Annotated in this window: 8 protein-coding genes and 3 pseudogenes; 3 read left to right on the top strand and 8 right to left on the bottom strand. The window is 59.3% G+C overall.

Annotation, left to right across the window (positions count from 1 at the left end):
- Positions 1 to 73: 73 nt before the first annotated feature.
- Positions 74 to 1,549 carry a benzaldehyde dehydrogenase gene (locus GIW48_RS12110; protein WP_236460876.1) on the bottom strand — a complete coding sequence of 492 codons (1,476 nt, stop codon included), beginning with the start codon at positions 1,547 to 1,549 and terminating at the stop codon, positions 74 to 76.
- A gap of 270 nt (positions 1,550 to 1,819) precedes the next feature.
- Here GIW48_RS12110 and GIW48_RS12105 point away from each other — a divergent pair, with 270 nt between their 5' ends.
- Positions 1,820 to 3,574, top strand: coding sequence for a sigma-54-dependent Fis family transcriptional regulator (locus GIW48_RS12105; protein ID WP_236460877.1), 1,755 nt, complete (start codon positions 1,820 to 1,822; stop codon positions 3,572 to 3,574).
- 99 nt (positions 3,575 to 3,673) lie between these two features.
- Positions 3,674 to 4,285, top strand: coding sequence for a TetR/AcrR family transcriptional regulator (locus tag GIW48_RS12100; protein WP_170038675.1), 612 nt, complete (start codon positions 3,674 to 3,676; stop codon positions 4,283 to 4,285).
- A 46-nt stretch (positions 4,286 to 4,331) separates the two neighbouring features.
- Here GIW48_RS12100 and GIW48_RS12095 read toward each other — a convergent pair whose 3' ends face one another.
- From GIW48_RS12095 to tnpC, 5 genes and pseudogenes are all read right to left on the bottom strand, one after another.
- A complete protein-coding gene (locus tag GIW48_RS12095; RefSeq protein ID WP_236460878.1) occupies positions 4,332 to 5,435 on the bottom strand; it encodes a polyamine ABC transporter substrate-binding protein in 1,104 nt (367 codons plus the stop codon).
- A 40-nt stretch (positions 5,436 to 5,475) separates the two neighbouring features.
- Positions 5,476 to 6,813 (bottom strand): alginate export family protein, encoded by a 1,338-nt coding sequence (locus GIW48_RS12090; RefSeq protein WP_236460880.1) that lies wholly within the window; start codon positions 6,811 to 6,813, stop codon positions 5,476 to 5,478.
- A gap of 116 nt (positions 6,814 to 6,929) precedes the next feature.
- Entirely contained in the window at positions 6,930 to 8,192 is a 1,263-nt protein-coding gene (locus GIW48_RS12085) for a serine hydrolase domain-containing protein (protein WP_236460881.1), read from the bottom strand.
- A 268-nt stretch (positions 8,193 to 8,460) separates the two neighbouring features.
- On the bottom strand, positions 8,461 to 8,868 hold the full coding sequence (locus GIW48_RS12080; RefSeq protein WP_017139043.1) for a DUF3224 domain-containing protein: 408 nt from the start codon (positions 8,866 to 8,868) through the stop codon (positions 8,461 to 8,463).
- 69 nt (positions 8,869 to 8,937) lie between these two features.
- Positions 8,938 to 10,073, bottom strand: a pseudogene (gene tnpC / locus GIW48_RS12075) (IS66 family transposase).
- Between the two features lie 11 nt (positions 10,074 to 10,084).
- Between tnpC and GIW48_RS12070 the strand changes: the two are divergent.
- Positions 10,085 to 10,571, top strand: a pseudogene (locus GIW48_RS12070) (enoyl-ACP reductase FabI); the annotation flags it as partial.
- Between the two features lie 390 nt (positions 10,572 to 10,961).
- Here the strand turns inward: GIW48_RS12070 and GIW48_RS12065 are convergent.
- Positions 10,962 to 11,175: pseudogene (locus GIW48_RS12065) on the bottom strand (helix-turn-helix domain-containing protein); the annotation flags it as partial.
- Positions 11,176 to 11,197: 22 nt separating this feature from the next.
- On the bottom strand, positions 11,198 to 12,763 hold the full coding sequence (locus GIW48_RS12060) for a carbohydrate porin (RefSeq protein ID WP_017139041.1): 1,566 nt from the start codon (positions 12,761 to 12,763) through the stop codon (positions 11,198 to 11,200).
- Positions 12,764 to 12,896: the final 133 nt, after the last annotated feature.

Here is a 12,896-nt window from a genome sequence, read left to right as displayed (position 1 = left end):
GTTCAAGCCCTCTTATTTTTGTATAGGCACAGGTGTAACAAAGCGATGAGCCAGCGCCCAGAACGGCTATGGCTCAGAATGGATAGACAGGCGGCGTATTTTTCAGCGTGACCCACTGCCACTGGCTGTACTCGTCCCAGTCGGCCGACCCGCCGACGCTGCCGCCGTTGCCGGAAGCACCGCGCCCGCCGAACGGGTTGATGCATTCGTCGGCCACGGTCTGGTCGTTGATGTGCAGCAGGCCGCAGTCCAGCCGCTCACCGATGGCCATGGCGCGCCCAACCGACGGCGAGATGATGGCGGCCGAGAGGCCGTACTCCGTGCGGTTGGCCAGTTCGATCGCTTCCTCGTCGGTGGTAAAGCTGACCACCGTGGCCACCGGGCCGAACAGCTCTTCCTCAAAGGCGCGCATGCCCGGACGTACGCCACTGAGTACGGTGGGCTGGTAGAACAACCGGTCATAGTCGCCGCCCGCCTCGAGCCGTGCGCCGGCCTGCAGGCTGTCACTGACGATCTCGTGCACGCGCAGCAATTGCCGTTGGTTGATCAACGGGCCGAGCGCCGCTTCACCCCGGGCGGCATTGCCCACCGTGAGTGTCCGGGCCTTGTCCACCAGCTTGCGGGTGAGGCTTTCAGCGATGGATTGATGCACGAGAATCAGCCCGGTCGCCATGCAGATTTGCCCCTGATGCAGCCAGGCGCCCCAGGCTGCATTGCTCGCGGCCAGGTCGAGGTCGGCGTCTTCAAGAATGATCAGCGGGTTTTTCCCGCCCAGCTCCAGCGCAACCTTTTTCAGGTGTCGCCCGGCCACTTCAGCGACTTTGCGCCCCGCCGCCGTGGACCCGGTGAACGCAATCATCCGCACATTCGGATCGCGGCACAGCGCTTCCCCCGCCGGCGCCGCGCCGGGCATCACCTGCAGCAGGCCCTTGGGCAAGCCCGCCTCTTCAAACAGCCGGGCAATGAGAAAACCCCCGCTGACCGGGGTCTGCGGGTCAGGTTTGAGCACCACTGCATTGCCTGCCGCCAGCGCCGGGGCCACTGAGCGCAGTGACAGCACCAGCGGAAAGTTGAACGGTGAAATCACCCCGACCACGCCGTGGGGCTGGCGCCGTGCATAGGACAGTCGGCCGGCTGCACTGGGCAGCACCACCCCGTGAGGTTGGGACAACAGCCCCGCCGCCTGATGCAGCAGCACAATCGCTTCACGCACTTCGTGCTCGCCCTTGAACAACGCGCCCCCGGTTTCCCGGGCGACGTACAGCGCCAGCTCGGCGAAGGACCGCTGGGCCAGGTCCGCCGCCTTGCGAAACACCTCGGCGCGCTCCCGTGGGCCCAACGCAGCCCAGGCCGGCTGCGCCAGGGCCGCACTGCGGCAGGCGATGGCGATGTCGGCCGCGTTGGCCATGGCGCAGCGCATCAGGGGTTCGCCGGTGGCGGGTTCAATCACGTCAATCACAGATCCCGACACGGGAATCCAGTCGCCGTTGAACAGGCATTCGGACGCGATGGCCCGCTGTAGAAAGGGGGTGGTTTCAGACACTGGCATTGGCAACTCCGGTTCTTGTAATTGTCATCGTCTGCACAGGGTGCAAACGCCGCATCAAGCCTTGAGCAAAGGCTGTGCCGCTTGCACGCAACGGCGCGCATATAAACCGGCGAGGGCTCTGGGTCGAGGCCTGCCGCGCAACGCTCACACGCCTGGGGCGTTGACCCGCAAAAAACCCGGGCTTCGCCACTTGTTCAATTGATAAGGTTATGTTTTATAACTATCTGAGCAGTTGCTCATATCGATCACTCGCTTTGCAGGGGCATAACAATGACTAATCCCCACAGCGCGCTGCCCGACGACCGGGTGGCCAGCGCGCCCTACCCTCCGCGAGGCGACAGTCGCCAACTCAGTGACAGCAGCTCGCCCACCACTGCGGAACTGGCCGACTGCCTGTTCTTTTCCCCTGAAGACGGGCGCATCTGGCTCAACGATCAACGCATGTTGTTGCTGCACAGTTCGTCGTTCGGCGCCCTGCGCGCCGAGGTCATCGAGCGCCTGGGACTGGACCAGGCCCGGGGCCTGTTCACCCGCACCGGTTATGCCTCCGGCGCACGGGATGCGCGCTTGATCCGCGAGCGCTGGCCACAGGCCGATGCCGCCGCGGTGTTTCGCGCCGGGACACACCTGCACACCCTGGAAGGCATGACCAAGGTCGAACCGCTGCACTTCAAGTTCGATGCCGACTCGGGGTTCTATGAAGGGGAATTTCTCTGGCACCACTCGTGCGAAGCCGATGAACATATAGGGGCCTACGGCATCGGCCAGGACCCGGTGTGCTGGACCGAAACCGGCTACGCCATCGGCTTCGTCAGTGGCCTCTTCGGGCAAATGGTGATTTTCCGCGAAGTGGAATGCCGTGGCATGGGCCATCGCCGTTGCCGCGTGATTGGCAAGACGGCCGAGCAATGGGGTGATGTCGAACAGGACCTGCGCTACCTGAATGTGTACCAGGCCGTCACTGGCCCTGCCACCCCCACGCTCGCAGGCCCCGTGGGCAGCAGTGGCGGAACCCGCCAGCCGCAACCGTTGGTAGGCGCCAGTGCCGCGTTCAACGCGGCGATGCAAGCGCTGCAAAGGGTTGCACTGACGCCCGCGACGGTGCTGATCAGCGGTGAGTCCGGTGTGGGCAAAGAGATGTTTGCGCGCCAGCTGCACCAGCTCAGTCGTCGCCATGACAGCCCGTTTGTGGCACTCAATTGCGCCGCCATCCCGGATAACCTGGTGGAGGCCGAACTCTTTGGTGTCGAACGCGGCGCCTATACCGGCGCTACGCACTCGCGCCCCGGGCGATTCGAACGGGCCCAGGGTGGCACCCTGTTCCTGGATGAAATCACCAGCCTCAGCCTGCCCGGGCAAAGCAAGTTGCTGCGAGCCTTGCAGGAACGGGAAATCGAACGGGTCGGCGGGGTGCGCGGGATCAAGGTGGATGTGCGCGTGGTGGCCGCCACCAATATCGACCTGCGTAAAGCCGTGGCAGACGGAAGCTTTCGCGAAGACCTGTTCTACCGGCTGAACGTTTACCCCATCGCCCTGCCCCCGCTGCGTGAACGCCGGGACGACATCCCGCTACTGATCAATGCGTTCCTGACGCGCTTCTGCCAGGACTACGCCCGGACCCCGGCAGGCCTGACCATGCGCGCCCTGAAGACGTTGCTGCGCTACGACTTCGCGGGCAATGTGCGCGAGCTGCAAAACCTCATCGAACGCGGCCTGATCGCCAGCGACGAAGGCCAGGCCATTGACCTGGTGCATCTGTTTCGCAACGAACCGCTGCCCGCCGAGCCCTATGGCCTCGACGACCAAGGCAGCCTGTCAAATACCGCGCAGGCGCCTCGCTCGACGCTGCTGGATACCCTCGACCCGTTGGACCAGGGGGTTTCCATTGAAGGCCTTGAATCGCGCCTGATCACTGAAGCATTGCAACAAAGCGCCGGCAACCTGGCCGCGGCCGCCAGGCTCGTGGGGCTCAGCCGTGCTCAATTTGCTTACCGTATGAAGAAGCACCGGCGGCAAACTCCTTGAATGGCAATTAGTGCTTTAAAAGCTTTACCCAATTAAGTATTTTGCAGGGGTATGGGGCCGACACGCGCCCCTCTTTATTATTCGTGACAAGGATCTCCTGTGAGTGGACTGCGTGAACGTCAGAAAGCCGAGCGCCGGCAAGCTATCAGTGAAGCTGCGGTCGAACTGTTTGAGCGCCAGGGTTTCCAGAACACCACCATCGAACAGATCGCCAGCCAGGCCGGAGTGTCGCCGCCGACGGTGTTCAAGTACTTCGGCAACAAGCAGGAAATCATCCTGGAGATCCTGCACCACGCCGATCAACGCGCGATCACCGACACCCGCAGCCTGATCCACCAAATAGACGATCCGGTCGAAGCGCTCTGCCACCTGGAACGCCTGCTCACGGGCTATGCCCTGGAGGTCATGCACCCCAGCCTGTGGCGTGAACTGCTGCCGCTGATCCTGTTCGGCGGCAGCAATGGACTGCCCGAAGGCTACCGGGCCATGAACGATGCGCTCAGGGCCGAAATCAGCGAACTGCTGCGGGAACTGCAACGGGCCGGCAAGCTGCGCGCGCAACTCGATGTGGAATTGGCCGCGTTCCTGTTGAACGACTATTCGCACCTGCAATTGTTCAGGCTGGTAAACCAGGAACACCCGGATATCGACGCGCACTCCCTGCAGGTCAGGCGTATCACCGAGCTGGTGTTTTACGGCATGCAGGCCTGATTGCCTCCTGAGTCGAGCCCGGCGCGCACGCACCGGGCCACACAGATCATCGGTTGCTCTTGATGGCGGTCCAGGTGCGGGTACGGATGCGCTCCACGGCGGCCGGAATCGGCTCCAGGGCAAACAGGGTCTTGCGCGCTTCGTCCGGCACATACATGTTGGGGTCGTTGCGGATGCTGGCGTCCACCAGCGCGGTAGCGTCCCTGTTCGGGTTGGGGTAGCCGATCTTGTTGCTGATACGGGCAATCACGTCCGGGCGCAGGATGTAATTGATGAACGCATGGGCCTCCGCCAGATCAGGGGCCTTGGCCGGGATCATCATCACGTCCGACCACATCGGCGCGCCTTCCTTGGGCAGTGCCATTTCGACCTTGACGCCCTTGCCAGCGGCATCTGCCAGTCGTGTGGCCAGTGCGACACCGCCGGACCAGCCCACGCCCACACAGATATCACCGTTGGCCAGGTCCATGCCGTAGCGCGACGAGTTGAAGTAACTGACGTAAGGGCGAATCTTCATCATCAGGGCCTGGGCTTGTACATAGTCCTCGCGCTTCTGGCTATTGGGGTCGAGGCCCTTGTAGTGCAAGGCAATCGGCAGGATCTCGTTGGCGGCGTCGAGAAAACCCACGCCACAACTGGCGAGTTTGGCGAGGTTTTCTTCCTTGAAGATGATGTCCCAGCTGTTCATCTGCACGTCGGGGCCGAGGGCTTTGCGCACCTTGTCGACGTTGTAGCCGATCAATGTGGTGCCCCACAGGTAAGGCGCGGCGTAGCGGTTGCCGGTGTCACCCACGGCTTCCAGGGACTGCATGAACTGCGGGTCCAGGTGCTGCCAGTTGGGCAACTGCTTGCGGTCCAGCGGTTGCACGGCACCGGCCGTGATCAAGTGCCCCAGGTTGGCGGTGCCGGGAAACACCACGTCGTACCCGGAGTTGCCCGTCAACAGTTTGGACTCCATGGTTTCGGCACTGTCGAACACATCATAAATAGGCCGAATGCCGGTTTCTTCCTCGAAGCTCTTCAGCACTTCGGGTGGCAGGTATTCGATCCAGTTGTAGATCCGTACGGTGCGTTCTTCAGCCAGGCAAAAACCACTGATGAGCAACGAGGCGACAGCGCCCAGCACGGTGTTACGCAAAAATCTGTTCATGATCAAAACACTCCAGCGCGGCCGCGATGGCTCGCAGCACTTAATAGCGGTAGGTGAAATACAGTTCCAGCGCACTGAACATCTGGTCGTTACCGAACACCTGTTTGGCGGCGGCCAGTGGCTTGACCCAGTTGTAGGACAGCGACGTATAGAACGACGGCGTGGGTGTCCAGTCGAGGAAAACCACACTTTCGTCGGCAAAGCGCCGATCGCTGACCGGTGCGCCCAGGTAGTTTTTTTCATCCAGCCAGAACTGGTAGTGAATCGCGCCGAGGGTCAGGGTTTCGTTGAGGTGGGTCTTGAGGGAGAACTGCTGGACATTTTCGTTGCTGTTGAACAGCAGGTAATTGCCGACCACGTCCCCGACCAGCCACGTGCTCCAGTCGACGAAGCCTTTGCTCAGTGGGTCCCAGGCTTTTTGCCGGTTGTCGGTGAGGTTGTCGTCGCCGGAAAAGCTCGCGTAGCGGTAGCCAAGGACCGGCGTCAGCGGCAAGGTGTTGAAGGCATAGTCGGCCTGGGCATACCAGGCGCTGGCAGCGTAATCGACACCCTCGCCGCTGCCCCGCTCCAGCGCGTACTCGGCATTCAGCGTCAGCGCCTGTACGCCGGGCACTTTGGCGTTGAGCGCCCGCAGGTTATACACCTGCATCCCGTCCCGGCGGCGCGGGAGCGTGCTACCTCTGGGGCCAAGGGCATTGACCTTCATGGCCATGGCGCCGAGCGTCACCTGGTCATCGAGGTTGTAATCCAGGTTGACGCCGGTCATGCGAAAATCGCCCAAGTCATCATCGGTGCGCAAGGTGAAAGCCTGAGACTTCAGCGCACCATGATCCCAGGCGAAGATCGCCGAATCCCTGAACGCGGTTCGCGGGCCGAGCCAGTAGGCGCCATCCTTGAACTGGTCGAGGTTGCCATCCATGACGATGAACCCCGTACCGATCATGTAGTTCTGGCGGCCGGCGGTGAGCTTCCACTCGCCGGCGCGAAAACCGCCATAGAGTTCTTCGGCGGCGGCCTTGCCATCGGAACTGCGGCTGAAGCCACCCGCATCACCATCGCCAAAGGTGCTCGCCGCCACCAGGGAACCGCCCGCGAGCAGGCTGAAATCCGGTTGCAGCGCGTACTCGAGTTTGACCCCCGGTTTTACGTAAACCTCTTGCCAGTTGATCCGGGCGCCGCCGTTTTTACCGTTGCGCGCATCGACCCGGCCGCTGCCGAAGTTGACCCCACGGGTAAACAACGTTGCCCCGCCTGCGGTGAGATTGACTTCGCCCTTGAGATCGCCGTCCTCAAAGGTGTAGCCCGCGAATGCGACGTGGGTGGTCAAGGGTAAGCCGACCGCCAACAGCGCTCGAGAGAAACGCTTGCTGAATACCATAAGAAGCTCCTGTGGAATTATTGTTGTTACAGGGCAGTCAATGGCGACGCAGGGCGCCGCCAACACCTGGGCAAGCCAGGTGAATAGAACGCAAAACTCTTATTGTTTGGCGTGGGTCAGTGGCTCAGGTGGGCGGCGATCGCGCGCAGCATGCGCACGCTGTCAGTATCAAATGGGCTGACCGCATCGGTAAGCGAAGACTGCTTGACGATCACCACGCCGGACGGCTTATCGATAAACAGGTATTGGCCGTGGATCCCCCCAGCCATCAGGGCCTGGCTGTGGTCGTTGAACACGTACCACTGGCTTCGATAGGACGCACCGGGCGTCCAGCGGGAGAACTCAGCATTTTGCGCGTAGATCGCTGGATCCGCGCCGGCGGTGATACGGGCCACAGTCTCGGGCGACAGCAGCTCAACGCCGTCGTGGCAACCGTTGTTGGCCAGCAGGCGACCGAAACGCGCCATGTCTCTCAAGGTGGCGCTGAAGCCCGCCCCGGCCACGTTACGGCCCCAGGGATCGGCCAGGAAATAGCCGTCGCGGTCGCACCCCAGGTGCCCCCAGACCTCCTCCAGCATCTGACTGCAGGCCTTGCCTGAGGCACGCTCCATGACCCAGGCCAAGGCTTCGGTGGTGGCCGTCACATAATGGAAAAAGCCCCCATGGCTGCCGCGTTTCTTGAGGGATGGCAAGTACTGGTACAACGACTCGAACTGCGCGTACTGCGCCGGTGCGGGTTGAAAGCCGCATGCATAGCCGTACTGCGAGCTTTCTGAATTGGGGTCGTCATACACTTCGCTGTAGTCGATGCCCACCGCCATATCGAACAATTGGCGCACCGTCGCATCGCCAAATGCGCTGCCCGCCAGTTCAGGCACGTAGTAAGCGGCCGGCCGCTCGGGCTTGAGCACGCCGCTCGTCACCAACTGTTCACCCAAGGTACCGATCAGCGACTTGGTGACCGAGAACATGATGTGCCGGTCACAGGCGCGCTGACCGTTGAAGTAGCGCTCGTACAACACCGTGTCACCCTGCATCACCAAAAAGGCGTCCGTCTGGCTGGCGACGAGGTGCTCGATCACACGGATGCCCAGCCCACTCTCACTGTCGAAACACAGCTGATCCAGCGCGCGCGGCGCCTCCTGGAGCTGACCGGCAGGCCCTGGCCCCGCCGACACATCAATGCTGGGGCGCAGTCGCGCCAGATGACGGAACCCCCACTGATTGAAGGGCGTGCGCATCCAGTTGTTCCACGTTACCCGGTGTTCCGGCGCGGCGGGAAACCCCTGCATCAGCAGCGGCGCCACGCGAGTGGCCAATGAAGACTCATTGGCCTCGACATAAGAAGTCGCGAGGGAGAATTGGGCTTTATGACTCATCGGGGTAACCCTGAAGATGACTCTGCATGAAGCAGATGCAGAGAAATAATTACCCCATATAATATTTTAGTCAATAAAACTTTTTACCATGAAAATATATCCCCTTGCACGCAGTGCCCGGGGCAACTGCAGCCTGTGTGGTCACACATTACCTTTGCGTGGATTGTTACCGTCGATCAAAGGTAAGCGTCCGGCAAAGCCACGGTAAGCACCTAGCCAGGACACCTCCCTGGTGCGTCAGGGGCGGTGCCCCTTACGGTTTGTTAAATTATTCGAGGTGGTAATTCAACCAAATATGGTGCGTTCCATCGGTGTCAATTGTGATCCCTCCTGACCCTGATATCCCTTTCAAACCGTCCGTACCACTGCCTCCAACTATGCAGAAAAACTCATCTGCACGATCAATTCCGGTAGTGGAGGCGGAATGAATGAAGTTAAAGGAACCCTCTACCCCATTCACCGTACCCTTGAAGCTCTCCATCGCGATGTAGCTGCCCCTTCTTGACGCTTGGTCGAACGCCGCAGTGAAGGCTGTTGAAGAAATACCATCGATAGCTCCTGTATAGGACTTTTCCATGGAGCTGATCGACACTGGTAAGCCTGTTGTAATTTCGGGCGTGAGAGTCAGGTCAGTTGGTTTGAAATTCTTGGAGGAAAAAGTGGCTCGCGCTTCCATTCGGATCAATCCTGTTCCATATGAGTTGAGCGGTCATTCTAATGCAAGAGCACCCTCACGTTGAGAACGTCAGGCCGAGATCCAATGCTCTGGCAGCAGTTGGTCGATCTCACTTGCTCGCTGCGTCGGCAGGCGCGTCAGCACATCTTTCAGATACGCATAAGGATCATGCCCATTCATGCGGGCGGACTGAATCCAGCTCATGATCGCAGCTGCCCGTTTACCACTGCGTAGCGACCCGGCGAACAACCAGTTCGAGCGTCCAAGTGCCCACGGCCTTATCTGATTTTCGACCGCGTTATTATCTATGGGCACAGCCCCGTCCTCGATATATCGAGTCAGTGCCGTCCAGCGTTTGAGGCTGTAATCCAGAGCTTTCGCGATAGCCGACCCTTCGGGCACAAGATCACGCTGGGCCAACATCCAGGTATGCAGTGCGTCGATAATGGGGGCCGCTTTTTCCTGGCGTATTCGCCAGCGATTTTCGTCGGTCATTTCCCGCGCTTGCCGTTCAATTTCGCACAACCCGCCAATTGAGTGCAGCGCCTGCTCAGCCAGTTGGCTTTTATTCGTCGCGTGCAAATCGAAAAACTTGCGGCGGGCGTGGGCCTGGCAGCCGATTTCCGTGATGCCTTGTTGGAAGCTGGCTTTGTAGCCGGCAAAATCATCGCAAACCAGCTTGCCATTCCACTGGCCAAGAAAGTTGCGTGCATGTTCGCCCGCACGGCTTGGGCTGAAGTCGTACACCACTGCCTGGAGCGCCGAAAAAGGCGTAGTGCAGTCGGCCCAGACATAAGCGCGATGGATTTTCTTCTCGCCCGGCGTGAGCATCTGCACCAGCGTTTCGTCAGCGTGGATCACGCCTTGAGCAAGCACTGTTTCGCGCAGTGCGTCGACCAAGGGTTGGAACTGCACGCCAGTTTGGCCGACCCACTGCGCCAGTGTCGAGCGGGCGATCGCCAGGCCGGCGCAGCCGGCGGATTCAACGCCTTCAGCTCGGCTTCGATGGCCGCGATGTCGGTGTCGAGCAGGTCGTCGAGCAGGCAGCCTTGGGCAGGGCTCAATTGCTCACTGCGCTTGGCAAACTTATTACGTTTGAACCAGGCGATTTCGTGGGTGAGCTGCTCGATGATGGTTTGGTAGCGGTCGTTCTTCTTGCCCATCCGGTCGACCTGCTGCCCGAGAGAATCAACCTGGGACAGCAACTGCGCCGCGAGCCTTGGGCGCTCATTGGGACAGCCTGGACTGCATTGTGCACTCTGTCGGCTTCGCCCCCAGTGACCAACTTGAGGGCGACTTCACCGAATCGACCACCCGTGAAGGTTTTCGGATTGCCCACGATATCAGCGCTTATAGCTTCGTCGCGCTGGCCAAGGCAGGGCGTAAAATGATGGCAGGCCGTAATGGCAGCCTTTTGACACTTTCCTACCTGGGCACGGAACGCACCATGCCTAACTATAACGTCATGGGCATGGCAAAAGCCTCTCTCGAAGCCAGTGTACGTTATCTTGCCGGCTCACTAGGCCCGCAAGATGCTCGCGGCTAACGAGGCGCAGACTCCACTGCGCCGCAACGTTACTATCGAAGAAGTTGGCAACGCTGGCGCATTCTTGTGTTCGGAGCTGGCGTCCGGAATTAGCGGCGAAATACTGTATGTCGATGGCGGCTTCAATACCACAGCGATGGGCAACATTGAAGATTGAGGCTTCATAGGTTGCGGAAGCTTGTTATTAAGACTCAATACTTCTGCACTTTTGGATCAGGGGCGGCCAATAGGCCGCCACCTGGAGACTCATGAAGCATTCATTTGCTGAAATAACTTAACCGTATAGGCAAGAAATCCAACTTACCCCGGTTACCGGGGGACGTAAATGCGTTATGTTACGGCCCCCCCATCTTAATGATTAATCCCATGCAACTCACACGGCTCGATATTAATCCAATGTAAGGCAAAGAGGTGTCTACGAAACCCGGGGCGATTCAGTCAGGGCTTCGCCAAATACCACTGCGCGAGGCAATATCATCGTCATTTCCTCATTTTCTTGTCGTAGGGACAACTGCTGGCTGATCAGCTTCGACCGGTAATCACTTACTCAATGCGCTTTGGTGAAAGGCAGGGATTGATGAGCACCGTTTCGATTGAATAACGTCATTGCCTGTTCCGCGACGATATTCGCTCGGTGTCTGTTCCATTTCGATGCGAAAGTGTCTGTTGAAGTTAGAGAGGTCTTCATAGCCAACTTCAAAGCAGATGTCTGCAGCCGACATCTCTGTTTGCGACAACAGCCGACAGGTGCGCTGAAGGCGGTTGGCCGGACGCGTTTAAATATTAAAACCAGGTTTCCATCTGTATGCCGTATTGCCATACGCCTCCAGCGTGGAAGTCCGTCATGCCAAAGGAGTCTGTGGTACTGAATCTGTCCAGATCCGAAGACCAGTTCATGAAGCTTGCGAACACTCGCAATTCGGGGCGTGTGAGAAGATCTCCAACGTCAAGTTTGAATGTCGGGGCGACAGTGAATTTCCAGAAGTTACCGTCGACCGCATTACGTTGTAGATAGCCCTTGGGGTCGAGCTTCATGGTTTGCCAACTCATTTCGTAGGCCATCTCGAAGTTGCTGTTGATTTGGTTAGCCAATCGCACGTTGAGGGTTAGCCAGCGGTAGTCGTCACCCTTGACGTATCTGTCCTTGCTCTGCTCGGCCAGCAAACTGGGCCCGATGCGCCAGTCAGGCGCAATAGGCGTCTCACCGTAAAGTGCAAGACGCAGAGCGCGGGCGTCGTCAATCAGTTCACCGTCCGAGCCAACGTTCTTGACCTCGGCCCCCAGGCCTTGCCCATAGAGCAGCGCGGTTTTGAAGAAGCCTTCTCTGCCGAAAAAGTTTTTCTGGTGATTGGCCAACATGGTGTGCAAGCCGGAATTCGCAGGCGTCAAACCTGCCTTATTGGTGCGGGTACCGAAATCGTTTTTCTTTGCGCCGATGGCGTTGTACATCCACTGCCATTGACCCTCCTCGAAGAACTGGTTGGAGGTCAGGATGTAGCTTTCCACATTGGCATTAATACCGCCCTGACTGAAATCCCCGTAGCTACGCCCAATCAAGGAGTAATTGGAGCGCCAATTCTTGTTCATCTGCACATCGTAAATGCCACCGCCGGTGCCGGCCAGGTAGACAACGTCAGAGTCCAACCAGTGGATATCGAAATTATCTCTATCAAATCGCTTGCCTGCCCACAGCGTGGCGTTCTCGAACACTGAATTCCCTTTGAACGCCGCCACATGGTCGAGCGCGGTGAACACCTGGCGTACGTTCAGTTTGCTCTCGTCGGCCGTCCAGTCATTGGAGCTTTCCACCCCGTCGGCGATGGAGACCGTGAATTTGGAACGGGTACCGTTTTGCGCATAGATTTCTTTCGACAGGTCTATACGCATGTAGGTGTCGTCCTCGTTACCGAGTCGCCCGACTGCGCCACCGACCGAGCCGGCCGGCGTTGTATAAGGGCCACCACGGCCACCACCAAGCCCTTCGTCGACCAGCAATCCAGAGCGGGCATAGCCGTGGAAGCTGAACCCATCCGTGAGGTGTCCGGTATTGCCCTCTTTCTCCAGGCTTTGCTGACGGGCTTCGAGTTTCGCCACCCGGGTGTCCAAAGCAGGCTCCGCAATGACTTTCGCTGTAGACGCGGCGGGCTGCAAGGGAGGTGTGGCGAGTTTGATCTGCTGCAGTTCCCTGGCAAGTGCTTGGGTCTGCTGTTCAGCCGCGGCTGCACGCTGTTCTGCTGCGCTGGCACGGGCTTCAAACGCGGCCATGCGCTCTTCCAGAGTCATGGCCTGAGAGGTTGCCGCCGATGTGCCGAGCACACCTGCAAGTAGCCAGTTTGATCCTTTCCGCATGGTGGATTTCCTATTTTTTTATTGTTTGCTCCCGCGACCGGGCTTTTTTGCGTGAGTTGCGAGTTGTTCCAATTGGCGAAAAAAGGATGCCTTATCGCAAATACGCTGATACATTTGGCTGTGTTAACGTTAA

It is taken from the genome of Pseudomonas sp. PA-6-3C (genome assembly GCF_021605825.1).
GTDB classification, from domain to species: domain Bacteria; phylum Pseudomonadota; class Gammaproteobacteria; order Pseudomonadales; family Pseudomonadaceae; genus Aquipseudomonas; species Aquipseudomonas edaphica.
Note: the sequence above shows the minus strand (reverse complement) of the source record. Positions and strands in the feature narration are given on the sequence as shown.